Source organism: Actinoplanes sp. KI2 (assembly GCF_025630775.1).
Taxonomy (GTDB): Bacteria; Actinomycetota; Actinomycetes; order Mycobacteriales; family Micromonosporaceae; genus Actinoplanes.
In genome coordinates, this window is sequence record NZ_JAOSZE010000035.1 from 88,134 (window position 1) to 112,470 (window position 24,337).

The 24,337-nt window shown below is 71.5% G+C and carries 16 protein-coding genes; 11 read left to right on the plus strand and 5 right to left on the minus strand.

What is annotated here, in order from left to right; all coding sequences use genetic code 11:
• Positions 1-88 precede the first annotated feature (88 nt).
• Positions 89-2,116, plus strand: coding sequence for an ATP-binding protein (locus ODJ79_RS32700; RefSeq protein WP_263027487.1), 2,028 nt, complete (start codon positions 89-91; stop codon positions 2,114-2,116).
• A gap of 63 nt (positions 2,117-2,179) precedes the next feature.
• Positions 2,180-3,589: an FAD-dependent oxidoreductase gene (locus tag ODJ79_RS32705; RefSeq protein WP_263027488.1), complete on the plus strand. Its 1,410-nt coding sequence runs from the start codon at positions 2,180-2,182 to the stop codon at positions 3,587-3,589.
• Positions 3,590-3,630: 41 nt separating this feature from the next.
• Here ODJ79_RS32705 and ODJ79_RS32710 read toward each other — a convergent pair whose 3' ends face one another.
• The 5 genes from ODJ79_RS32710 to ODJ79_RS32730 form a co-directional block, all read right to left on the minus strand.
• Positions 3,631-4,146 (minus strand): hypothetical protein, encoded by a 516-nt coding sequence (locus ODJ79_RS32710; RefSeq protein WP_263027489.1) that lies wholly within the window; start codon positions 4,144-4,146, stop codon positions 3,631-3,633.
• 9 nt (positions 4,147-4,155) lie between these two features.
• A complete protein-coding gene (locus ODJ79_RS32715) occupies positions 4,156-8,187 on the minus strand; it encodes a hypothetical protein (RefSeq protein WP_263027490.1) in 4,032 nt (1,343 codons plus the stop codon).
• Positions 8,188-8,333: 146 nt separating this feature from the next.
• Complete coding sequence (locus ODJ79_RS32720) at positions 8,334-8,879, minus strand: TrmH family RNA methyltransferase (RefSeq protein WP_263027491.1); 546 nt, start codon at positions 8,877-8,879, stop codon at positions 8,334-8,336.
• A gap of 174 nt (positions 8,880-9,053) precedes the next feature.
• The gene (locus tag ODJ79_RS32725; protein ID WP_263027492.1) at positions 9,054-11,780 is read right to left on the minus strand and encodes a LuxR C-terminal-related transcriptional regulator; all 2,727 of its coding nucleotides are present in this window, start codon (positions 11,778-11,780) and stop codon (positions 9,054-9,056) included.
• 278 nt (positions 11,781-12,058) lie between these two features.
• Complete coding sequence (locus tag ODJ79_RS32730) at positions 12,059-12,670, minus strand: dihydrofolate reductase family protein (protein WP_263027493.1); 612 nt, start codon at positions 12,668-12,670, stop codon at positions 12,059-12,061.
• Positions 12,671-12,925: 255 nt separating this feature from the next.
• Between ODJ79_RS32730 and ODJ79_RS32735 the strand changes: the two genes are divergently transcribed.
• From ODJ79_RS32735 to ODJ79_RS32775, 9 genes are all read left to right on the plus strand, one after another.
• Positions 12,926-13,936, plus strand: a complete 1,011-nt coding sequence (locus ODJ79_RS32735) for a GlxA family transcriptional regulator (RefSeq protein WP_263027494.1) — start codon at positions 12,926-12,928, stop codon at positions 13,934-13,936.
• On the plus strand, positions 13,936-15,636 hold the full coding sequence (locus ODJ79_RS32740; RefSeq protein WP_263027495.1) for a thiamine pyrophosphate-binding protein: 1,701 nt from the start codon (positions 13,936-13,938) through the stop codon (positions 15,634-15,636). Before ODJ79_RS32735 ends, ODJ79_RS32740 begins: the two co-directional genes overlap by 1 nt.
• Positions 15,608-16,261: an SRPBCC family protein gene (locus ODJ79_RS32745; protein WP_263027496.1), complete on the plus strand. Its 654-nt coding sequence runs from the start codon at positions 15,608-15,610 to the stop codon at positions 16,259-16,261. The genes ODJ79_RS32740 and ODJ79_RS32745 overlap by 29 nt, the downstream gene beginning before the upstream one ends.
• The gene (locus ODJ79_RS32750; RefSeq protein WP_263027497.1) at positions 16,258-17,283 is read left to right on the plus strand and encodes a 3-oxoacyl-ACP synthase III family protein; all 1,026 of its coding nucleotides are present in this window, start codon (positions 16,258-16,260) and stop codon (positions 17,281-17,283) included. The genes ODJ79_RS32745 and ODJ79_RS32750 overlap by 4 nt, the downstream gene beginning before the upstream one ends.
• Before the next feature lie 428 nt (positions 17,284-17,711).
• Positions 17,712-18,938 carry a glycosyltransferase gene (locus ODJ79_RS32755; RefSeq protein ID WP_263027498.1) on the plus strand — a complete coding sequence of 409 codons (1,227 nt, stop codon included), beginning with the start codon at positions 17,712-17,714 and terminating at the stop codon, positions 18,936-18,938.
• A complete protein-coding gene (locus ODJ79_RS32760) occupies positions 18,935-20,497 on the plus strand; it encodes an ArnT family glycosyltransferase (protein ID WP_263027499.1) in 1,563 nt (520 codons plus the stop codon). Before ODJ79_RS32755 ends, ODJ79_RS32760 begins: the two co-directional genes overlap by 4 nt.
• On the plus strand, positions 20,494-21,696 hold the full coding sequence (locus ODJ79_RS32765; RefSeq protein ID WP_263027500.1) for a glycosyltransferase: 1,203 nt from the start codon (positions 20,494-20,496) through the stop codon (positions 21,694-21,696). The genes ODJ79_RS32760 and ODJ79_RS32765 overlap by 4 nt, the downstream gene beginning before the upstream one ends.
• A complete protein-coding gene (locus tag ODJ79_RS32770; protein WP_263027501.1) occupies positions 21,693-23,813 on the plus strand; it encodes a galactose oxidase early set domain-containing protein in 2,121 nt (706 codons plus the stop codon). The genes ODJ79_RS32765 and ODJ79_RS32770 overlap by 4 nt, the downstream gene beginning before the upstream one ends.
• Entirely contained in the window at positions 23,810-24,325 is a 516-nt protein-coding gene (locus tag ODJ79_RS32775) for a hypothetical protein (protein WP_263027502.1), read from the plus strand. The genes ODJ79_RS32770 and ODJ79_RS32775 overlap by 4 nt, the downstream gene beginning before the upstream one ends.
• Positions 24,326-24,337 lie beyond the last annotated feature (12 nt).

The window sequence follows — 24,337 nt, forward strand, 5'->3', positions numbered from 1 at the left end:
GACCGCCGGGGCCGAGCCGGACATCCGCCGACTGTCGGTCCGGTGACGGGTGCTGGTCCATTCCGGCCTGGGGGTCGAGACTGAGTCGGTGGTGGCTACCGTTCTCGGGGACGTCATCGAGCGGGCGCGGCGCCGGAACTTCGTCGGCCGTCGCGCCGAGCTGCGCGCGTTCGGCGACGCGCTGGCCGGGCGGTCGCCTGCGCGAGTGCTTTTCGTGCACGGCCCGGGCGGCATCGGCAAGACCACGCTGCTGCTGGAGATGTTCGCCCGAGCCCGAGCCGCCGGCCGGGTTCCGGCGCTGCTGGACGGACGCGAGATCGACCCGTCGCCGGAGGGATTCCGCCAGGCGGTCGCGCAGGCTGCCGCCGCACCCGGAACGCTGCTGCTGGTCGACTCGTACGAGCACCTGGGTGCCATCGACGGCTGGCTGCGCCGAGATTTCATTCCGGGCCTGCCGGCCGACGGCCTCGTGGTCCTCGCCGGACGCGAACCCCCGTCGGCCGCCTGGCGGGTGGACCCGGGCTGGCGGCAGGTGGTAGCCATCCATCGTGTCGACCACCTCGACGAGACCGACAGCGTGGACCTGCTCGCCCGAGCGGGCGTCATCGAGCCGGTTCGGCGGCGGCTGCTGGCGCTGGGCCGCGGTCACCCGCTGACACTGGCGCTGCTGGCCGACGTGGCCTGCGGCGGCACCGTCCCGGAAAGCCTCGCCGAGGTGCCCGATCTCATCTCGGTGCTGCTGGAGTCGCTGCTGCGCGACGCGCCCTCGGAGGCGCACATGACCGGCCTGGCGACCTGCGCGCGGGCCTGGCTGACGACGGAGGACCTGCTTCGCAAGACGGTCGGCGCCGAGGCGCCGGAGGTGTGGGGATGGTTGCGGCGCCGCCCGTTCGTGCAGTGCCGGCCCGGCGGGCTGACCCCGCACGATCTCACCCGGGAGGTTCTCGAGGCGGAGTTCGAGCGCCGCGCACCGGACCGGTACCGGTCGCTGCACCGGATCATCCATGACCACGTGGTGGCCGGCATCCGGGCCACGACCGGTCCGGATCGGCAACTGCTCGCCCAGCAACTGGCGTACCTGCACCGGCGCAGCCCGCTCACCGACGCCTACTTCACCCTGCGCAGCCAGGGCACGGCCGCGGTCGTGCCGGCCCGGCCCGACGAGTACGCCTCGATCCTGGCGCTGATCGAACGTATCGACGGCGAGGCGAGCGCGGCGCTGGCCGAGGGGTGGTTCGCCGACGAGCCGGACCACCTCAACGTGGTGCGTACTGAGGAGGGCGTCGTCGGGTTCGCGTACGGCGTCTTCTGCCCCTGCGGTTCGCCGATGGAGGAACGCGATCCCGTCGTCCGGGCGATCCTCGACCACATCGCCCGGACCGCGCCGACGCGCCCCGGCGAGCGCGTCGACATCGGCCGATTCTGGTCCGGTGTCCGCGATGCCCAGCGGGACAAGTACGCGGTGCTGGCCGGCTCGGTCACCTCGATCATGACCTGGTGCACCGAACCGGTCGCATGGTCGTTCGTGGTGTCGGTCGACCCCGAGTACTGGGGGCCGTTCTTCGACTATCTCGGCTTCCGGCCGCTCGTCGAGATCACCGTCGCGGGCCGGCTGCACGTCGCGTACGGGATGGATTGGCGCCGTTTCCCCGTCGAGGCGTGGCTCGAGCTGATGAACGAACGCGAGCACCAGGGCGGCACCGGGCCGCCACCGGAGTCGGCGCTGCGTCCGCCGCCGTTGTGCCGGGCGGAGTTCGACGACGCCGTACGGTCGGCTCTGCAGAACCTCCACCGCCCCGACCGGCTCGCCGGTTGCCCGCTGGTCGGCAGCCGCCTGGGCGCCGACGCAGGCGAGGTGCGCGCGAGCGTCCTGGCGGCGGTCGGCCGGCTCGCCGGCACGCCGAAGGGTGACCAGCTCCGGGCCGTTCTGAATCGCACGTTCGTCCGGGCAGCCCCCAGCCAGGAGGCCGCGGCCGAGGTCCTCGGCCTGCCGTTCAGCACCTACCGGCGGAACCTGGCGCGCGCGATCGAGCGGGTGACCGAGCTGCTGTGGGCCATGGAGATCGGCACGGCGGGACCGACCGGCGTAAGTGAGCAGGAAATGAGCACCGACTGACCTGGAGAGTGGACAGGCGCCCGGGAAACGATGCCGCCATCGGCTCATCGATGGAGGTGCGACATGGCGCGGATATTGGTTCTCGGTGCGGGCCTGGCCGGCCTGGGTGCGGCGATCCTGCTGGCCGGCGACCGGCACGAGGTGATCGTCGTCGAGCGTGACCCGGCCGGTCCGCCGCCGGCGGCGGACACCGAGGCCGCCTGGAGCGGGTGGCAGCGGCGCGGGGTCAATCAGTTCCGGCTGCCGCACTTCATGCTGCCGCGCTGGTGGCAGCAGGTACGGGAGCAGCTCCCGGAGGTCGGTGACGCGCTGCGGGCGGTCGGCGCCCGCCAGGTGAACCTGATCGACATGCTGCCGGTGGACCGGCGCGGTCCGATCCGCCCCGGCGATGAACGGTTCGACACCGTCACGGCCCGCCGGCCGGTGCTCGAAGCGGTGCTGTCGGCCGCCGCCGAGGCCGCCGGAGTGACGATCCGGCGGGGCATCACGGTCACCGGCCTCACCACGGACGGGCGCACCCGGGTCCCGCGGGTGACCGGCGTCCTGACCGCGGACGGCACGGCGATGGCCGCCGACCTGGTGGTGGACTGCGGCGGCCGGCGCTCGGCCCTGGCCTCCTGGCTGCAGGCGGCCGGTGCCCGCGCGCCGGTCGAGGAGCGGTCGGACTCCGGCTTCGTCTACTACTGCCGGCACTTCCGCTCCCGTACCGGCGAACAGCCGGCGGCGCTTTCCAACCTGCTGCAGAACTACGACTCGCTGTCGGCCATCACCCTGCCCGGTGACAACGGTACGTGGAGCGTGGTGCTGACCACCGCGAGCCGGGACAGGGCGCTGCGGGGCCTGCGCGAACCGGCCCGCTGGCACGCGGCTGTCGCCCGCTACCCGCTGATCGCGCACTGGGCGGACGGCGAACCGATCTCCGGCGTGGACGTCCTGGCCGGCCTCGAGGACCGGCAGCGGCGCCTGGTCGCCGAGGGCGAGCCGGTCGCCACCGGCGTGGTCGCGGTCGGCGACGCCTGGGCGTGCACCAATCCGTCGGTCGGCCGGGGCGCCTCGATGGCGATGATCCACGCCGGGCTGCTGCGGGATCTGCTGCGCGAGACCGATCCGGCCGACCACGACAAGCTCGCCCGCCGGTTCGACGAGGCGAGCATGCAGGTCGTCGAGCCGCTGTACCGGGCCACCGTCTGGAACGACCGCCACCGGCTCGCGGAAATGGCCGCGGACGCCGCCGGTACGGCGTATCGCACCGATGATCCGCGGTGGCCGATGAGCAAGGCGCTGTTCGCGGCGAGCCTGGTCGACCCGGATCTGGCCCGCGGCTACACGTCGATCGCGGCATTCATCGCCACGCCGGACGAGGTCTTCGGCGGCGCCGGGGTCGCCGAGCGGGTCATTGCGCTCGGCATGGGCGCACCGCAGTATCCGCTACCCGGTGCGACCCGCGGCGAACTGCTCGCCGCGCTCGCCTGACCCGCGACTCTCGAGCGCACGCTGACACCCCCGGCCGTACGTCAGCCGACCGGGTCGTCCTGCAGCATGGCGCGATCGGCCGGCCCGAACTCCGGCGAGGGAACCACGGTCTCCCGCACGAACCGGATGACCGCGTGGCCGGCCAGGTCGCTGACCGTCTGATCGGGATGCCGTCCACCCAGTCGCTCGCTCAACTCGCGCAGTTCGGCGGCGAAGGTGGTGAACTCGGATTCGGTGACGTAGAAGACGACCCCCTTGCCGGGCAGCCGTTCGTGCCGGCCGTTTCGGGAGTCGTTGGGCGTGACGGAGTAGGGCGAGAACAGAATGCTCGCCAGCCGCGCCTGGGCCACGGTGGTGATCTCGTCCACGTCGCGCGGCAGCAACTCGTCGCGGAACGGCGGGGCGACATCCGTGAGCGACGGGCAGAAGACGATGTCCACCACGTTGTTGAGGGTGACCTCGTAGATGCCTTCGTACAGACCGGCGACGCCGGCCGGCACCTCGACGGACATTGGTCGGACGCCCACGGGATAGTCACTGCGCGGGCTGATCTTCATGTGCCGATCCTATCCTCCGGTGAATTGTGCGCGGATTTCCCGCACCCGATCCTCCAGCTGCTGGATGTCGGGGAAATGTTCCTCGGCCCAGGCGCGCTGGCTTCCGCTGCGACCGCCCTTCAGTCCCTTGTCGCGGTACCTTTCCCGCCACTCGGCCACACCGCCGAGGTGCTCGCGGATGAGCTCGGGCGACGCACCGCGATCCGCGAGGGCGATGACCTCCTGCAGCCGGTTGTGATACTCGGTGATGGGGTCCTGCCATCGGGTCAGCACGCCGGTCTGGTTCGGCGCGTCGCGGAACTGCCCGGGGGTCGCCTCGGTGACGATGTCGGTCGGCGGCGGGCCGTCGGGAAAGCGCTTCGGGTCGGTCAGCTGGTTCACGTGGCCGATCTCGTGTTCCAGGTCGAGGAAGCGCATCCCCTTGCGGACGTGCAGCTCGAGATCGGTCCGGATGACGGTGCCGTCCTTGCCGACCACCCGCCGCACCACAACGCGAGGGTCGCCGGTGGTCTGCACGATCGTGAATCCGCGGGCCTCGAGGTCCTGGATGGCGGCGGCAAAGTCGGGGTGCTCCTCCATCCGGACCGAGCCCTCGTTGATCGACTCGGGAGTGGGATCGTTGCCGGTCTTCGCCCCGGTCCGGAGCTTCGCCGCGGGTGCGGTGCCGGCAGTCATCTCCTCCGCGGCGGTCGTGCCGGCCGCCGGCGACCGCGTGCCTCCCGCCGGGTTCGGTCCGACCGGGAACTCGGCGATCTGGCTCGGCGACGGCCCGCCCCCGGTACCCCGCGGGAAGATGTGCTTCGGCAGCTGGGTCTGCGGCCCGCCGCCGGCGAGTTCCTGTGGCTTGCCGGGCGTGACCGGCTGCGGGGCGACCACGGATCGGATCGTCGGGGTGCCGGCCGGGACCTCCAGGACGCGGACCACGTCGACCGGGTTGCCGGGGGATCCGACGGCGCCGCCGCTCGGCCAGTCGGTCGGCAGGGCGGAGGTCTCCCGGATCGCGGCCGAGCCGCGCGCGGCGAGCTGCTGCGCGTACGCCATGGCTTCGGCCTGGGTGGCGAAGAGGTGGTCGACCCAGGAGCCCGGCGGGCCGACCCGCACCGCGTACATCGGCTGCGTGGTCACCTCGAAGACGCCTTCCGGCGCGTACTCCCCGCCCTTGACCTGTCCCAGCTCGCCACGGTACGGGCCACCGTTCGGATTCGCCGGGTCGAAGGCGCCCTGCTGCGGATCGACCTCGAGCTGGCCCGGCTTGTCGAGCTTCGCGCCGGTCGGCACGAGCCGGCCGGTGGCCGGGTCGACCTCGAGCCCGAGCGCCCGCTGGACGTTCGGGTCGTCCCAGTCCACATCGGTCTTCCTGGGCGTGGGCGTCACCTCGCCGGCGACGTTCGGCATCGCGCCGGCGCCGCCGGTGACCGCGCCGCCGAAGGATTCGCCCAGGTCCATCGAGCGGGCCTGGATGCCCTGGACCCCCCTCAGCCCGCCGACGCCGCGCATGCCCAGCCCGACCGCCAGCGAGGAGACCACGGCGATGCCCAGCGCCGCCCAGCTGAACTGGCCCGTGGAGACCACGTTGATGATCGTCTCGGTCATCACGTTGAGCGCCGTGTCCGCGACGAACTGCCGGAACGCCGTGTTCACGATGGTGGTGCCCGCCTGGGCCGCGGCCGTGAAGTAGGCGCCGAAGCCGCCACCCACCGCGCCGCCGATCCCGCCCACGAGTGCCGCGCGGGCGACGCCCTCGGTGAGCGGCCGGCTCTGCTCCCAGTTGTTGATGACCTGGATGGTCGCGCCGGTCGCCGCGCCGACGATCGCGCCCGCGATGACACCCGTGGCGATCGCGCCGGTGCCCAGCGCCGCGCCCACCGCGCCGATCACGAACGGCCCGGCGACCAGGGCGACCGCGACCACCACCGCGATGATCAGCGCCCACTTGACGATCTTCTTCCACCGCGGTGGCACCCGGGCCGCGTTCTCCTCGGCCTGGGTGCGGATCTCGCCCGGCATCTTCGCCAGGGCGCCGCGCAGGCCCTGCTCCAACCCCGCGGCGCTCTGCGCGAACCCCAGGTCCAGCGAGCGGGCGATGTCCCCGAACGCCTTGTCCACCCCGGCCGCCACGTCGGTGTAGCCGCTGTCGGCCGCCGCCGTGATCGTCGCGAGGCTGCTGGTGTGCTGCTGCTCGATCGACCCGAAAGCGTCCTCACCGGCGCCGGCCACGTTCTGCACCGTGCTGCCGAGGTCGGTGCCGCCGGCCGTGGCCGCGTCCAAGCCCTGCTGTGTCGACGTGCCGAGGCCGGTGACGGCCGTCTGGCCCGCCTGCGCCAGCGTCTCGGCGCCGGTCGCCCTGGCCTGGGCGACCTGTGCCTCGAAGACGGCCAGCCCGGCGTCCATCTGCGTGGTGGACTCCGCCAGGCCCGCGCTCAGCGCGCCCACCTGAGGGGCCGGCGCACCCTGGAGAGCAGCGGACACCTGGGCGCCGATCGCGAGCAGCCCCTGCACCGCCTCGGTGAACTTCTGCGCGGTGGCCGACGCCAGCAGGGCCGCCTGGTGCTCGACCTCCGCCGCCTGCGCCTCCGCCGCGGAGGTGATGTTCGCCGCGAGAGTGGTTTCGAGCCCGCCGAGCATCGACTGCCCGCCGGTCCGGCCCTGGGCGATCGTGGCGGTCAGCGCCGCGTACGCGTCGTCGGCCCGCCGCAGCGCCTCCGTGTTCGCCTGCTCCACCGTGGCCAGGCTGCTCGCGTGCTGCTGGGCCAGCGCGGTGCGTGCCTGCGCGGCGGTGGCCTGGGCGGCGGCGATGTCGTGGGCACGTCCCGCCTGCGCCTGGCCGGCCTGCTTGTCGGCCTCTCCGGACAGACCCTTCTGGTACGCGGCGGACACCTCCTGCGCGGTGTCCCGGCGCGCCTTGGCCCGGTTGTACGTCAGCGGCCCGTCCCAGAAGCCGTCGCTCTCGTTCTTGACGCCGTCCATGTACGCCGCGGCCATCCGCGTGCCGGTGGCCACGGCCTCGTCGCCGACCGTCTTGCCGCTCGCCCGGAACTTGGCGTCGCCGGCGGCATACTTCGCGTCGATCTCGGCGAGATGAGTGGCCAGCCGCGCGTCGATCGCGGCGAGCGAGGTCCGGTATCCGGCCTCCAGCCGCTCGCGGGCGCCCGCGGTCGCCGCGGCCACGGCGGCCTTCGCGGCATCCCGGCGGGCCAGTACGGCCACGGACGCCGACTCCGCATCGGCCCGTGCCGCGGTGGCGAGCTGGGCCACGTGCCCGGTGACCGCCGCCGTCCGCTCCTGCGCGGCAGCCCGGATCCGGCCGGCGGTCGCCCCGGCGGTGGCCCGGTATTCCTCGGCGATCGCGGTCCCGGTAGCGGACAGCGCGGCGGCCCGGGCGCTGATCGACGCCAGGAACTCCGAGACGAGCGCACCCGCCTCGGCGGCCGTCCCGCCGGCGGCGAAGGTCACCGCGCCGGGCGCCGTCGTCGCGAGCGCCGTCAGCCCGGCGGTGGCCTGCTGGGCCGTGGCCATTGCGGCGTCCCGCAAGGCGAGGGCGGGGTCGGCCGGCACCTGCTCCATGGGGGCCGGCGGCTGCTCCACCGGGGCCGGTGTCTGCTCCGGAGGGGACGATGCCCCGGCCGGTGCGGGCGCCGGCTGCGCGGCGGCCGCGTCGAGCGACCGCATCGCCGCGCTGGCCTGCTGCTCGACGGCAGCCGCCGGCGCCGTGGCCGTGACCTGTTCCGCGGTGGGCGCCTGCACGGGCGTCTCGGTGCGCTGCACCTCGGCCTCGCCCGGCGGCGCGGACATCAGCGCGGCCACCTCACGGTTGCCCGCCCCACCCTGCAAGGCGGCCAGCACCTCGGCGGGCAGGGGACCCGCGCCCGGATCGTCCGAACCGAGCGAGCGAGCCAGCGCGGCGTTGCCGATCGCCGGAAGATCCGGGCTGCGCGACTCGCCGACGGCCGGTTCCAACGTAGACGCCGGGGTCCGCGTCTGCTCGGGTGCCGACGTCGGCGCAGCGGTGACCTCGGGGGTGCCACGCTCCCGCTCAACCACGGGACAAGTATGGTTCCTGCCCGCAAGTCGCCGCCTCGGGGGTCACCGGCCGGCGGTGCGATCGAGCTGTCCATCATGGACTTCGGTGCGAAGCGTTCGTTACGGTGTTCGAAGGGGAGCGGCTCGTGGTCGCCCACAGGATCTCGTCACAGCAGCGCGGCGAGCTTGTACAGCACCAGCGACCCGGCGACGGCGACGTTGAGGCTCGACCCGGTGCCGACCATCGGGATCTCCACGGCGCCGTCGAGCAGGTCGAGAGCGTCCGGCGGGATGCCGGTGGCCTCGTGCCCGAGCACCACGACGGTCCGGTGCCGGGCCGGGCGCAGATCCGCGAGGCGGACGGCTTCGTCGGCCAGTTCCACGCCGAGGATGCTCGTCCCCGCCCGCCGTTCGTCCGCGAGCCACCGCAACGGACTGCCGACGCGGTGCACGCAAGCCGGGTGGCGCAACGTGTTGCCGCGGGCGAGAGCCTCGTCCACCCAGCCGAACGGCGGCACCGCCAGGCAGGCACCGACGGCGTCGCAGGTGCGCAGCAGGGTGCCGAGGTTGGCGCCGTGCAGCGGCCACAGGGGCGCCGCGACGAGGTGGCCCCAGCATCGGTGCCGGCGTGGGCGCCGGGCCGACCGGATCTCCCGCGGGGTCCGGACCCGGATCGCGGGCTTCACCGTACGGGAGCAGAGCCGCTCCGGCATTCGAAGGTCATGTATGGCGTGCTTCTCGGCGCACGCGAGCCATCGACAGGCGACGTGATTGCGACGGCCAGCCTACCGCGTCGCCCACGCTCGGTCACCTTCTTATCGGTGGGTTGGTCGGCCACGTGCGCAGCATGCGGGTGGTTCCGGGCCGAGGCTCGGGCCGCGTGGTCGTCAGAGAATGCCGAGGTCGCGGGCGTTGGCGACGGCTTCGCTGCGCCGTTCGGCGCCGAGCTTGCGGTAGATCGATCTCAGGTGTGCCTTGACGGTGTTGACCGACACGCTCAGTTCGGCGGCGATCTCCGCGGCGGTCAGCATGGTGGGCAGGTAACGCAGGACCTGTGCTTCGCGTTCGGTGAGGCCGCCGGAGGTATCGGGCGCCGGGCCGTTCGCCGTACGTACCTCGTTGATGATGTCCGCGGCGAGGCTCGCGTGGTCGGGGTCGAGCAGCCGCAGCCGGTCGAATAGGTCGACCAGCCGGCTGCCGGACATGGTGATGAACGGTCTGCGGATGCCCTCGCGCGTGGCCAGGCCGACGGCGTCGGCGAGGAGGTCCACCGCCCGGGTGGTGTGTCCCCGCTCGTCGGCCACGAGGGCCCCGACGATACCGGCCTCGACGGTGGCGACCGTCTCCGGCAGCGTGGTGGTCGGGTCGGCGATGAGCAGTTCCTCGGCGCGGCGCAGGTCGCGTCGGGCGAGGGCCGCACGGGCCAGGCCGGCGCGGTGGGCCAGCCCGACGGCTTCGGTGGGCAGGAACTCGGCGTACCGCTGTTCCGCTCGTGCGGGTCGGCCGACGGCGAGGTCGATCTCGGCGTCGAGCAGCATCAACCACTGGTCGAGGAGCGGGACGCAGACTCGCGCGCCCCGGTCGCGGCGTGCTTCGGCCAGCAGGGACCGGGCCCTCGCCGGCTGGCCGTGTGCGAGCGCCAACCGCGCCCGGACACCGAGCATGACCAGCCGCTGGGCGGGTTCCGGATCGCCTTCGTGAGCCCGCCGGCCCCGCCGCAGCGCCTCCTCGGCCGCGGCGAGGTCGTTGCCCTCGATGTGCACGAGCGCCTGCGCGAAATGCGCGGCCACGGCCTGCAACGTGTACCCCCAGGCCCGCCGTTCGGCCAGGTCCCGGGCGCTGCCGGCGAGCTCGGCGGCGGCCCGGACCGATCCGTGCATCACCTCGAGCAGGGCGAGGTGACCGACGGCGCTGATCCCGGGCAGCTCCACGCCGGCAGCCATCGCCGCGCCGGAGGCCTCCCGCAGGTCACGGGCGGCGGCGTCCAGCCGGCCCGTCCACATCAGGGCCATACCCCTGGCGTTGCGGGCGATCGCCCGGTACTGGGCGAACGCCGCACCGTCGTGGAACGGGGATCCGGCGAGAAGGGTGAGCATTTCGTTCGCCACCGCGACGAGCGCGGGCATGTCACCGACGATCCGGTCCGCTGCCGCCTGGAGAGTCAACAGCAGAACCTCGGCCGGGTCCCGGGTAACGTCCGGTCGATCCCGCAGCAGTTCCCGGATCCGAGCGACCCGTGCCGGGATCGCGTCGTATTCACCGGCCTCGAAGATCTGCAGGACGTCGCACATCATCAGTTCCGGCGTCGAGGTGAGCTGCTCCCGGGGCACCTGCTGGAGGATCCTGACCAAGGCCGCTCGCTGGGTGGAGAGGATGAGCGGCGCGACCCGGGTCATGACCAGGCGGCCGGTGTACGCCCAGTCCCGGGCCTGGACCGCGTGCGTCAGCGCCTCGACAAGCAGGTTGTTGTCGACGTACCACCGGGCCGCACGCCGGTGCAGTTCGGGCACGTCGGCCGGCATCTCCAGGTTCAGGCGGTGCCCCAGCATGTCGCGCAGCAGGTGGTGATAGCGGAACCAGTGCGGTGTCGGGCCCAGGCGGACGACGAAGCCGCTGTCGCGTTCCAACTCCTCGAGCATCCGTTGACCGTCGCTCGCGCTGGTGATCGCGTTGGCCAGGTCGGCGCACAGATGTTCACAGATGCTGGTCTCGAGCAGGAACCGGCGCTGCCGTGGCGGGCGACCCGCGAGGACCTCGTCGTGGAGGTAGCCCTCGACGGCGCGGATGTTGCCGACGAAGTCGGCGACCGAGCGGGCTCCCTGGTCGCCGGCGAGGAACCCGGCCCCCAGTTGCAGACCCGCCGCCCAGCCGTCGGTCAGCTTGACCAGCAGGGTCACCTCGTCCGGGCCGAGGGTCAGCCCGTGGCCGCCGACCAGTGCCGCGGCCTCGTCGCCGGTGAAGGCCAGATCGTCGGCCCGGATCTCCGCGACCTGGTCGGCCGCGCGCAGCCGGTGCAGCGCCAGCGGCGGCTCGGTCCGGCTGATCAGGACGAGCCGGACCGCCGACGGATGCCGGAGCAGGTCGTCCACCTCGTCGAGGACCTGCCGATCGTCGATCTCGTGGAAGTCGTCGATCACCAGCACCGTCCGGACCGGTAGCCGGCTGAGCCCGGCGGCGATCCGCAGACCGCGCTCCCGCTCGTCCCGCGGGACCGAGCCCATCTCGGCGAGCGGGTTCTCGGAGGTCACGGCTCCGGCGCTGCGCAGCGCGGCCACGACGTACGCCCAGAAGATCTGCGGGTCGTTGTCGTGCCGGTCGAGGCTGAGCCAGGCGACCGGGCCGGGCCTGGTCTGCGCCCACGCCGAAACCAGGACGGTCTTGCCCCAGCCGGCGCCCGCGCGGACGACCGTCACCGGATTGAGGACTGCCTTGTCGAGCAGGTCGAACAGGCGCTGTCGATCCACGCCGCCGCGTATCAGCAACGGTCGCGCCGTCTTGGCGAGCAACGACGCCAGTGGGCCGGGATAGCCGCGTGGCACGGCAACCGCGCCCGGTACCGTCTCGACGGCGGCGCCCTGGCCGCTCGTCGCGACACCGCCGTCCACGGCCACCACCCAAACCCACCGCGTGGCCGCGACCGGGCGGACGCCGCCTCCGGACCCGCCCGACTCGCGACTCCTCGGCCGCATTCATTGGCGCGGATCACTCAAACGTCAGCGAAACACGAAAACACTCGTGAAGCAACCATTTGCGCCAGTGCTCAGCGCAATGGGGTCAGCAGGGAGTTCAGCAGGTGTCCCAGCCGTCCTCGTCCTGCGACAGCGATCGGTCGCGGGACCAAGGCCATCCCCGAGGTCTACCAGTGGATCGGCTACTGAACCGCTGCCTTTCCTCATGATGGGGGAACGGCGTCGCGGTTGACGGTGTAGTGCAGGTGTAGCACGCGGGCACCCTGGACCACCATGTCCGGGTCGTCGAGCAGGACGGTGCCGGCGTGGCTGCCGAAGAACCGTACCCCTTCGCCCATGACCACCGGGACGACGTCCATCGCCACCTCGTCGACGAGGCCGGCCGAGAACGCCTGCCCGCCGACGTCGCCGGCCGTCACGCAGACCAGACCGTCACCGGCGATGTCCTTGGCGAGAGCGATGCCGGCCTCGACCGAGGCGGCGGTGTGGAACGGCGCGCCGGGGAACCTCGCCAGCCATTCCTCGGGCAGCGGCCGGTGGGTGACGACGACGAGCTCGTCCCCGGCGGCGGGCACCCCCGCCCAGCCGTCGGTGGTGTCGAACAGGTGGCGGCCGATCACGGTGACCTTGACGGCGTCCCAGAAGGGCTGCACGTACGCGGCGGAGGCGCGACTGACCTGGAACGTCCACTTCTCGTTGGCTTGGACCGTGCGGTCGCCGTTGCCGTACCAGTCGAACAGCGGCCCGACCGTGTCATCGGGACGGGCGATGTAGCCGTCCACCGAAACCACGGCCTGCATGACAACTCTGGCCATCCTCACTCGCTCCCTGACTCCTCGAACTACTGCGGGGGCAGTAAACCCGTCAGATGAATCACTATCGCCGTCGCCGCGCCGCCGGGCGCACCGAACCGGCCGTGACTGCGACCCTCGGGCGCCGCCTGAGCAGCACCGACCGGCCGCCGCCGGCCAAGCTCCGATGTGCCGATACATCGGACAGACCCGCTCTTGGCAGGATTTGTCAAGGGGTTGTCATTGCGGCCAAACGGGCGTTCGCGAAATGGTCTATCCGTGACGAAACGTGTGGTGGTGGTGACGTACTCCGGGAGCCAGGCGCTGGACATCACGGGCCCGATCGAGGTGTTCGACACCGCCGCCCGGCTGCTCGACCGGCCGGACGCCGGTTACCGGGTCGAGTGCGTCTCCCGGGAGGCGCCGCTGGTGCGGACGTGCTCGGGCATAGCGATCGAGGCGACGCCGCTGGCGGCGGGGGACGGCCCGATCGACACGCTTCTCGTGCCGGGCGGCTGGGGACTGAACGACGTGCTCGCCGACGAGGCGCTGATCGCCTGGATTGCCGCGGCCGCCGCGCGGTCCCGGCGGGTGGCGTCGGTCTGCGGCGGGGCGTTTCTGCTTGCGGAGGCGGGGCTGCTCGATGGGCGTCGCGCCACGACCCACTGGGCGTTCAGCGCGGACATGGCCCGCCGCTACCCGGATGTCGTCGTCGACCCTAAGCCGATCTTCATCCGCGACGGCCGGTTCGTGACGTCGGCCGGGGTGTCGACCGGGATCGACATGGCCCTGTCCCTGGTGGAGGAGGACCACGGCGCCGAGCTCGCCCTGGAGGTGGCGCGGTACCTGGTGTTGTTCTTCAAGCGACACGGCGAGCAGTCGCAGTTCAGCGCCGTCATGGATGCGCAGTTCGCCACCGACGCGCCGATCCGGGCCGCCCAGGAGTGGGCACTGGAGAATCTCGGTCGGCCCGTGCTCGTGGCGGACATGGCCGAGCGGGCGAACATGAGCCCCCGCAACTTCGCCCGGGTGTTCCGCCGCGAGGCCGGCATCACCCCGGGGCAGTACGTCGAGCGCGCGCGGATCACCCGCGGCCGCCGGCTGCTGGAGGTCACCGAACTGCCGATCACCAGCGTGGCCCGCCGGTGTGGGTTCACCACCGCGGAGACGTTCCTCCGGGCGTTCAGCCGGACCCTCGGCGTCACACCGACCGAGTACCGCTTCCGGTTCCAGACGACGTCCATCGCCGGTGTCATCGCCGACCGCGACCGGCTGGGATCGGTGCACTGATGGGAACCGCGCAGGGTCGTCTCGTCGACCGGTTGGTCGACCACCTGGCGACGTTCGGCGTCGACCACGTCTTCGGCGTCGGTGGCGCCAACATCGAGGATCTGTACGACGCGATCCATCGCGGCCACAGCGCCGTCCGGGGAGTCGTCGCCAAGCACGAGTTCTCCGCCGTCACGATGGCCGACGGATACGCGCGGGCCACCGGCCGGCTCGGCGTCGTGGCGGCAACCTCCGGCGGAGGCGCCATGAACCTGGTGCCCGGCCTGGCCGAGGCGCACGCTTCGCGGATTCCGCTGCTGGCGCTGGTCGGACAGCCACCGGCGGCCCTCGACGGGCAGGGCGCGTTCCAGGAATCCAGCGGCCGGAGCGGCTCATTCGACGCCCGGCGCGTGTTCGCACCGATCTCCCGGTTCTGCGCCCGGGTCGAGCGACCGGACACCATCGGCGAGCTCCTCGCGCGGGCGGTCGCCGCGGCGCTGCGCGAGCCCCGGGGGCCGGCGGTACTGCTGCTGCCGAAGGACGTCCAGCAGGCGCGTGTCGACGCGTACGCTCCGATCCCGCCCACGCCCGCGCCGACCTCGGTGGACCTCGCGGCCGTCGACCGCGCAGTGACCGCCCTGCGTACCGCCACCGGGGTGCTCGTCATCGCCGGCGCGGGAGTGGCCGCCACGGATTCCCGGGCCGAGGTGGCCGAACTCGCCCGGCGAACCGGGGCGTGGGTGGCGGTGACACCAGACGCCAAGGACGTGTTCGACAACCACGATCCGCGGTTCGTGGGCGTGTCGGGGGTGATGGGGCACCCCACCGTCGCGGACTGCCTGCGCCGCGCCGACCTCTGCCTGCTGGTGGGCACGCGGCTGCCGATGATGGCCCGCGCCGGGCTCGACGAGCTTCTCCGCCGTACGACGGTGATCTGCCTCGACCCGGAGACACCGTTCGTCGCCGGCCAGTCCGTGCGCGGTGACGTGCGGAGCACGCTGCGCGCCCTCGTCGGCCGGTTCCCGGCGCAGCCCAGGCCATGTCCGGAACACGCCGGCCCACGACCCCTGCCGGCCCACCCGTTTCACGGCAGCGGAACGCCGTACGCCGAAGCCATCGCCGCCATCGACGCGGCGCTGCCCGACGACGCGCACGTCTTCGTCGACGCCGGGAACGCGGCCGCCGCGGCAATTCACCTGCTGCCGGCCCGGCGCCGGGGCCGGTTCGTGGTCGCCGTCGGCATGGGCGGCATGGGGTACGCCTTCGGCGCCGGTATCGGCGCGGCGCTCGCCTCCGGGCAGCGCACCTTCGTGCTCGCCGGCGACGGGGCGTTCTTCATGCACGGCATGGAGGTGCACACCGCGGTGGAGTACGACGTGCCGATCACCTTCGTGATCTTCAACAACAACGCGCACGGCATGTGCGTCACCCGCGAACAGCTCTTCTACGGCGACGACTACAGCTACAACCTGTTCCGCCCGACCGACATCGCCGGCGCGATGACGGCGGCGTTCCGCACGCTTTCGGTCAGCGGAGCCGGCAGCGCCGAACAACTGCGCCGGGCCCTGCGGCACAGCGCCGCCGGTCCTGGCCCGGCGCTCGTCGAGGTGGACGTCGACCCCCGCGAGGTCCCACCGTTCCTGCCGTTCCTGACCGCGCTCGGTCAGCACCCAGACAGCGAGGAGACGTCCCGTGAGCACCGACCCGTCCAGGTTGGCTGACCTTCCCGGCCTGATGCGCGTGGAGAGCATCGGCCGGGACGAACTGGTGGCCCGTTGCCAGGAACTGACCCTCCCGGCCTATCCACATCAGCAGATCTACGGCACGTACTGCACCATCCAGCAGCATGTCGAGTGCCCGCCGGAGCAGGTCTACGAGTATCTGCGGCAAGGTCATCACCTGGAGGAGTGGACCTACAGCCTGCGGGACTTCGAGCCGTCCGGCGTGCCCGGACTGTGGGCCGGCCATGACCGGTTGGCGGACGACACCCGCATCTACTGCCGGACCGTCGCCAACCCCGGCGCCCTGACCGTGGACTACCACTGCTCCTGGGACCAGGGCGAGGAGCTCTGGATGATCTATCTGATGCGGGTCATCCCGGCCGCGCTGGTGCTGGGCCGGTCCGGCTCCGTCGTGACCTGGACCAACTGCCGTCACCCCCACTACGACCGCAATCCCCACCCGGAGCTGGCGCCCCGGCCGGACCGGCCGTGGGTGGGCGACTACTGGGATCTGTTCTATGCCGGGCACACCGTCGAGATGAACAACCTCAAGACCATTCTGGAGCATCGGTACGCCGCCGGGCTGCCGGTGAGCGTGCCGCCGGTGCGGGCGGTGGCGAGATGACCGGCGCACCGGCCGTCAGCCTCACCGATGTCGCCGCCTATCTGCCCGGTGAGCCGGTCGGGCTCGACTTCTTCACCCGCGACCCGCAGGCGGACGACAAGCTTCGGGACAGTGCGATGTTCAAGGCGCCGCGATGGCGCCACCACGTCGCGGCCGGCGAGACCAACGTCGACCTCGCGGAGCGGGCCGTGCAGCAGCTGATCGACCGGCACGGCGCCGACGAGATCCGCTCGGCGGACGTGCTGCTCGTCCACACGCAGCTGCCGGACCTGCCGATCGTCGGCGCGGGCACCGAGATCGCCCGCCGGTTGGGGCTGCGTCCGGAATGGCTGGTCGACGTGGCGAACGCCGGCTGCGCCTCGTTCGTCCACATGCTCCAGCTGGCTCGCCAGATCCTCACCACCACGGACGCGACGCGAGCACTGATCTGCAACGTGCAGACCGCGGCCGGTCAGTTGTTCACCCAGTCCGAGGTACGCCGGCTCGCCCAGTCCGCGATCCCCGGTGACGCCTGCGGAGTCGGGTACGTCACCGCCGACGGCCCGTCACCGGTGTTGGAAGTGAGCACGCGCCACATCGGTGAGTATGCCGGGGACATGCGGCTGGTCGCCGACGACGGCCGCCGGTACTGGGAGACCCGTACCTCCCAGCTGAAGATCGGATTCACCGAGGAGGCCGTGACCGCCGTCCTGGCGCGGGGCAACCGGCTGGTCCCCGAGGTGGTCGGCGACCTGTGCCGGCGCCTCGCGCTGAGCACCAGCGACATCGACGTGCTCATCACCAACCAGCCCAACCGGACGTTCCTGCGGAACTGGCGGCAGGCGCTGGGACTGCCGCCCGAACGGCACCCGGACACGTTCGACGAGTGCGGCAACACGTTCGGCGCCGCCATCCCGCTCACCCTCGACCGCGCCGTCCGCTCCGGACAGGTGCACCCCGGCGACCTGGTGGTCCTCGGCGGCTTCGCACACGCCGGCGATTTCGCCGGCGCGGCGGCCGTGCGCTGGCAGGGGAGGCACTGACGCGATGCAATTCGCTTTCACCGCCTGAGCCTCGATTGGAAATGACCGCGTCGTCGCGCGCAACATTTCTGAAATTAGATGTCCGAGTCCTGCCGGACAGCGCTTTTCGAGATCGGCTGAATCGTCAGGCCCGATCGTCCGTTCGGCCCATGGCCGCGGCTCGCCGGGCGGATTCCGTTTCGCCGCAAGGTTTTTCGACCGCTGGTCGCTCGCAGGTTTGGTCGGCAAATTCCGGCATGTCCGAGTTGATATTGCGGCCGCGTTTCGGCTTCAAGAATGTTCACGTTCGTATTGCAAAATCGCCGACAACGGTCTTGAAGCGCCCCGACCTGCGGCGGTTAGTGTCTCAGCGATCGGCGGGAGTGGGCCGGCCGATCTCCGAGAAGAGGTATAAGACATTGGCTGCCGCCGTCATGATTTTCGTCTCGGTGGTTCTCTCGGCATTCGCCGCGGTCACGCTGTGGTGGACGATGCACGCTTGGCGCACGCCGGAGACCCTGGCCGCCACGCGGTTCGCACCGCCGGACGGGGAACAACACTTGACCTTCTCGCTTCTGCTTCCGGCCCGGCACGAGCAGGCCGTCCTGGAGCGCACGGTGGAGCGGCTGCTCCGGTCCACGCACGAGGCCTTCGAGATCATCGTCATCGTCGGGCACGACGATCCGGAGACGGCCGAGGTGGCCGACCGGGTGGCGCGCACGGCGCCGGGCCGGATCCTGGTCGTCACCGACCACAACGAGGTGAAGAACAAGCCCCGGGCGCTCAACACCGCGCTTCCGTACGCGCGCGGCGAGGTCGTCGGCGTGTTCGACGCCGAGGACCAGGTGCATCCCGAGTTGCTGGAGCACGTGGACCACGCGTTCCGCTCGACCAGCGCCGATGTCGTCCAGGGCGGCGTCCAACTGATCAACTTTCATTCGAGCTGGTACAGCCTGCACAACTGCCTCGAGTACTTCTTCTGGTTCCGCAGCCGGCTGCACCTGCATGCCAAGAAGGGCTTCATCCCGCTCGGCGGCAACACGGTCTTCGTCCGTACCGACGTGCTGCGCCGGGCGAACGGCTGGGACGGCACCTGCCTGGCCGAGGATTGTGACCTGGGCGTGCGCCTGTCGAGCCGCGGGTCCAAGGTGGTCGTGGCGTACGACTCGACGATCGTCACCCGGGAGGAGACGCCGAGCTCGTTGCGCGGGCTGGTCAAGCAGCGCACCCGGTGGAACCAGGGCTTCCTTCAAGTCCTGCGCAAGGGGGAGTGGCGGCGGCTGCCCCTGCTACGCCAGCGGCTGCTGGCCCGCTACACGCTGACCGGCCCGCTGGTGCAGGCGTTCTCCGGCGTGGTCATCCCGATCGGGGTGGCGATCGCCGTCTGGGCGCAGCTGCCCGTGTTCGTCGCCCTGCTCACCTTCCTGCCGGTGATCTTCCTGGCGGCCACGCTCATGTTCCAGGTGGTGGGCCTGCGCGACTTCGGCAACGAGTACGACCTGAAGATCAAGTGGCATCACTACGCCCGCCTGATCCTCGGAGCCTTCCCGTACGCGGTGGTCCTCGCGCTGGCGGCGCTGCGAGCCGTCTGGCGCGAGTACACCGGCCGCCGCAACTGGGAGTTGACCTCGCACGTGGGCGCACACCTCACGGCGGCCGAGGGGAGTGCCGCGTGACCGCGGTCGAGCTCGCCAAGCCGATCTCGGTCGTTCCGGCCGCGACCGACGGCGTACGCAAAAGGAAGCTGAAGGGAAACGCCGACCTGGCGATCGCGCTGGGTCTCACCGCGCTGATGGTCACGCTGCTGGCCTGGAACATCGCCGGCTTCCCGTCGGCCAGCGACGACGAGGGCACCTATCTGGCGCAGGCCTGGGCCGTGCAGCACGGCCGGGGACTGGCGCATTACACCTACTGGTACGACCATCCGCCGCTGGGCTGGATTCAGCTGGCCGGACTCTCCTGGCTCCCGGCGATGCTCGCCCCCGGACTCCTCGCCGTGGCGGCCGGCCGGATCGCGATGCTGCCGGTCCAGGCGATCGGCCTGCTGCTGGTGTACCTGGTGAGCCGGCGCATCGGCATGCCGCGCTGGGCGGCGTCGCTCGCGCTGATCACGTACGGCCTGTCGCCGCTCTGTCTGACCATGGGCCGGCAGATCTATCTCGACTCGTTCGCGGTCGTGTGGATCCTCGGGGCTTTCGCGCTGGCCCTGTCGCCCCGCAAGCACTTGTGGCACTTCGCGGCGGCCGGTGCGGCGGCCGCGGTGGCGATCCTCTCGAAGGAGACGATCGCCGTCGTTCTTCCGGCCGTGCTCGTTGCCATGTGGCAGAACACGGCCCGCAGCTCGACCCGGCCGTGGGCGTTCGGCGCCTTCGCGAGCGGCCTGGTGCTGGCCGGCTGCTTCTACCCGCTCTACGCGGTGCTGCGCGGCGAACTGTTCCCCGGCCCGGGGCACGTGTCCCTGATCGGCGCCTGGGGGTTCCAGCTCGGCTCGCGCTCGGGCTCGGGCAGCGTCTTCTCGTCCGGCTCGGGTGCGTCGTCGCTGCTGCACTCGTGGCTCTACTACGACCCGGTGATCCTGCTCGCCGGGGCCGTGGCGTGCTCGGCCGGTCTCGCGCTGCGCCGGGTGCGGCCGATCGCCCTGGCGGGCGCCATCCTCGTCGTGGTCGCGCTGCGACCGGGCGGCTATCTCCCGGCCATGTACGTCGTGCAGGTCCTCCCGTTCTTCGCGATCGCGATCGCCGGCGTGGTCGCCTGGGGCGTGACCACCCTGCGGCCGGGACGGGTGTGGTGGCGGTGGGCCGCGCTCGGCGCGATGATCTCGCTGTCCGTCCTGGTGGTGGCCCCGCGCTGGTACGTCGGTGACCGCCGGGCGCTGAGCGTGGACGACAACGCGCCGTACGTGCAGGCCGCCGACTACCTCCGCGCGGAGCTGCCGGGCCGGGCGGGCGCCACCGTCGTGGTGGACGACGTGCTCTGGCTCGACTGCGTGAACGCCGGCTACCCACCCGACAAGGTCATCTGGTTCTACAAGATCGACCTCGACTCGGCGGTCGCGAAGCGGCTGCCGGACGGCTGGCGGGACGTCGACTATGTCGTGTCCACCCCGGCCATGCGCCAGGACCCGAACAGCCTCCCCACCGTGCGGACGCTGCTCACGAGGTCGACCGTGATCGCCTCGTTCGGCCCGCCCGGCGGCCAGATCGAGATCCGCCGTGTGGACAAGGAGACACCATGACCATCACCGTCGACCCGGTCTCGCTCGAGACCCGGCCCGCGAAGGTACGCGCGAGGATGCGCGGGACCATCGGCGAGCTGCCCGTGCGGACCGTGCTGCGGCAGACCGTCGTGGTGCCGACCTTCAACGAGCGGGACAACATCGCGACCCTGCTCGAACGGCTCGCCTCGGCGCTGCCCGCCGGGGAGACCGAGATCGTCTTCGTGGACGACAGCACCGATGACACCCCCGAGGTGATCAGGGAGGCGGCGCGGGGCTGCCCGATCCCGGTGACCGTGCACCATCGCGAGGACGGCGCCGGCGGCCTGGGCGGTGCGGTCGTCGAGGGCATGCGGCTGGCCCGTGGCGAGTGGATCGTCGTCATGGACGCGGACCTCCAGCATCCGCCGGAGATCGTGCCCGACCTGATCGGCGCCGGTGCCCGCGACGGTGCCGACCTGGTCATCGGCAGCCGGTACGCGGGCGGCGGCAACCGTGACGGTCTGTCCGGCCGATACCGGCGAATCGTCTCCGGCGGCTCGACCTTCGCCACCAAGATGCTTTTTCGGAGCTCGCTGGTGCAGGTGAGCGACCCGATGAGCGGTCTGTTCGCGATTCGTACGAGCTCGCTCGAGGTCGAGGAGCTGCGCCCGCTCGGCTACAAGATCCTGCTCGAGCTGGTCGTCCGCAACCGGCCCGGCCGCATCGTCGAGGTGCCGTACTCGTTCCAGCCGCGGCACGCCGGCGAGTCCAAGTCGTCGATGGCCGAGGGCGTCCGCTTCGTGAAGCACCTCGGGCTGCTGCGCTTCGGCGCCCAGCGGTCCCGGATGCTGCTGTTCGGGCTCATCGGTCTCTCCGGACTGCTGCCCAACCAGGTCGCGCTCTGGGCGCTGAACGACCTGGCCGGCGTGCACTACCTGCCGGCGGCCGTGCTCGCGAACCAGGTGGCGATCGGGTGGAACTTCGCCCTCACCGACACACTGCTCTACCGGTCGCGCCGGTCGAGCCGCAGCTTCTGGGGCCGGATCAACCGGTTCTTCCTTCTCGGCAACGCCGACCTGGTGCTGCGGATCCCGCTGCTGGCGCTGCTGGTCAGCGGTGCGCACCTCGGGGTTCTCGGTGCGAACCTGGTTACCCTCGTGATCTCGTTCGTGGCGCGGTTCCTCATCTCCGACAAGGTCATCTACCGCACCCGGTCCCGGCAGCCGGTGACCGCGTGACCGCCGGCGGCGCGGCGCTCACGCCGTACGAAAGACCCTGGCTGAGCCGCACGGACCGCAAGCGTGTCGCCCAGGCCCTCATCCTCGCGGTGATCGCGGTGATCGCCGCGGCCGTCCCGACGGGGGCGGCGCTGGCGAGCGCCAACCTGGTGGCCAACCCGGGCCTCGAAGGCCTCGACTCGACCGGGTTCCCGGTGTGCTGGGAGAAGTCCGGCTGGGGTGACCAGAGCTTCACCTTCGGCCTGACGAGTCCCGGCCACACCGGCGCCAACGCCATGCAGATCACGCTCGCGACCTCGCCGAACGGCGACCGCAAGGCGATGATGCTGGAGAACCCCTCGTGCGCGCCGAACGTTACGCCGGGCCACCAGTACGACCTGTCGGCCTGGTACACGACGACCAGCGCGAACACCGTCATGACCGTGTTCCGGCACGACGTGGCGCAGGGCTGGGTGTACTGGACCGACCTGGCCACGCTGCCGGTCACCTCGGCCTGGGCGCAGAAGACCGTCCGTACGCCGCAGGTGCCGGCCAACACCGACCAGATCGTCTGGGGCATCACCATCTACGGTGTCGGCACCCTGCGGACCGACGACTACGCCATGAACGACGTCACGGCGCCGGCCGCCGGCACCTCGTGCAGCGCCGGCGACGCCTGCACCAAGGGCGTCTGGCAGGTGTTGCCGTTCAACTCGCCGGTCCGGGGCATCCACACGGTCGTGCTCAAGAACGGCAACGTGCTCATCGTGGCCGGGTCCGGCAACGACCCGGACGCGTTCGCGGCCGGGACCTTCACCACCGCCGTGTACCAGCCGGCCACCGGGACGTTCGTCAACGTGCCGACGCCGGCCGACCTGTTCTGCGCCGGCCATGTGCAACTGCCCGACGGCCGGGTGCTGATCATGGGTGGCAACAAGGCCTACCCGGCGGCCGACGGCAGCCACGGGTACGAAGGGCTGAAGAACTCGTACCTTTTCGACCCGGCCACCAACTCGTACTCCCGGGTCAACGACATGACCGCCGGGTCCTGGTACCCGTCGGCCACGATCATGGGCAACGGCGACGTGATCTCGCTGGGCGGGCTCGGCGAGGACTCGTCCGGCACGGTCGCCACCCAGTACTTCAAGACCAGCGAGTCGCGGTGGCTCGGCCTCAACGAGGCGAACCAGACGTGGAGCTTCTGGGGCCTGTACCCGTCGATGATCCTCATGCAGGACGGGCGATTGTTCTACACCGGCAGCCATGTCTTCGGCAACGGACTGCCCGGCACCGGCTCGTCGATCTACGACTACACCGCCGGTACGATCACGCCGGTCGGCGGCCTGCAGAACAAGGACCAGCGGGACCAGTCGATGAGCGTGCTGCTCCCGCCGGCCCAGGACCAGAAGGTCATCACGCTGGGCGGCGGCAACATCAACAGCAACCCCGACGCCAACCGGCTCACCGACCTGATCGACCTGAAGCAGGCCAACCCCGCCTACACGGCCGGCCCGCTGCTGCCGACCGGAACGCTGACCGGCGGCGTCGCGGAAACCTCCACCCAGGGCAAGATGTACGTCTCGGCGGTCCTGCTGCCCGACGGCAAGGTCTTCGAGACCGGCGGCGGACTGCACAACCGCGCAGATCCGGTGTACGAGGCGTCCATGTACGACCCGGCCACCACCACGTTCACGGCCGGCATGGCCACCGACCCGGTACCGCGCACGTACCACTCGTCCGCGTTCCTGCTGCCCGACGGCCGTGTCATGGCGGTCGGCGACAACCCGGGCAACGGATCGTTCGACATGCGCCTGTCGATCTATTCTCCGCCGTACCTTTTCCGGGGCGCCCGGCCGCAGATCCTGAGCCTGCCTTCGCAGCAGTGGGCGTACGGATCCACCAAAACCGTCACGGTCGACGGCCCGGTCCTCAAGGCCGAGCTGATCCGGCCGGAGGCCGTGACCCACTCCAGCGACCCGAACCAGCGGTACGTCGACCTGCCGATGTCGGTGAGCGGCAGCACGATCGGCCTCAACCTGACGAGCAACCCGAACATCGCGCCGCCCGGCTGGTACATGCTCTTCGTGGTCGGCACGAACGGGGTCCCGTCGGTCGCGCAGTGGGTCCACGTCGGATGACGGTCCGGCGCGGATCCACCGTGGTCGCGGTGGTCGCCCTGGTGGCGGCCGTCGCGGCGGTCCTGGTGACGTTCGGGCGGGCGGGGCTCGGGTCGGGCGCGACGCCGTCCCCGGCCGCGGTGGCGCCGCCGGTCGTCGTCGATTCGACGTGGCCGTCTCCTTCCGTGGCCGCGGTCCATTCCACAACTCCCACGCCACCGGCCGTCCCGTCGGCGGGTGCGAGTCCGAAGGCTGCTCCGTTCGTTCAGCATTTCGGCGACGGGACCACCGCCAGCCCGTTGCCGAAGCAGAAGTCCCCGACGGCCCCCCTGAAGGTCCCGGCCTTCGTGGACGGCTGCGATCACCACTACGGCACCCCTACCCAATGTGTCCCGCTGGTCTTCCCGGCCGGCGTCGCCGGCACCGAGGGCAAATGCGCCTGGCTGGCAGCGCACGGCTTCACGGATCTGATCGTGGCCGGTAAGGACTCCCAAGGTCTCGACGCCGACGGCGATGGCGTGGCCTGCGACTGACCGCGCGGGTAT

Coding starts and splice junctions, on each gene's coding strand:
- ODJ79_RS32705 (WP_263027488.1), top strand. CDS start 2,180: ATGGCGCGGATATTGGTTCTCGGTGCGGGCCTGGCCGGCCTGGGTGCG.
- ODJ79_RS32710 (WP_263027489.1), bottom strand. CDS start 4,146: ATGAAGATCAGCCCGCGCAGTGACTATCCCGTGGGCGTCCGACCAATG.
- ODJ79_RS32720 (WP_263027491.1), bottom strand. CDS start 8,879: ATGCCGGAGCGGCTCTGCTCCCGTACGGTGAAGCCCGCGATCCGGGTC.
- ODJ79_RS32730 (WP_263027493.1), bottom strand. CDS start 12,670: ATGGCCAGAGTTGTCATGCAGGCCGTGGTTTCGGTGGACGGCTACATC.
- ODJ79_RS32740 (WP_263027495.1), top strand. CDS start 13,936: ATGGGAACCGCGCAGGGTCGTCTCGTCGACCGGTTGGTCGACCACCTG.
- ODJ79_RS32750 (WP_263027497.1), top strand. CDS start 16,258: ATGACCGGCGCACCGGCCGTCAGCCTCACCGATGTCGCCGCCTATCTG.
- ODJ79_RS32765 (WP_263027500.1), top strand. CDS start 20,494: ATGACCATCACCGTCGACCCGGTCTCGCTCGAGACCCGGCCCGCGAAG.
- ODJ79_RS32775 (WP_263027502.1), top strand. CDS start 23,810: ATGACGGTCCGGCGCGGATCCACCGTGGTCGCGGTGGTCGCCCTGGTG.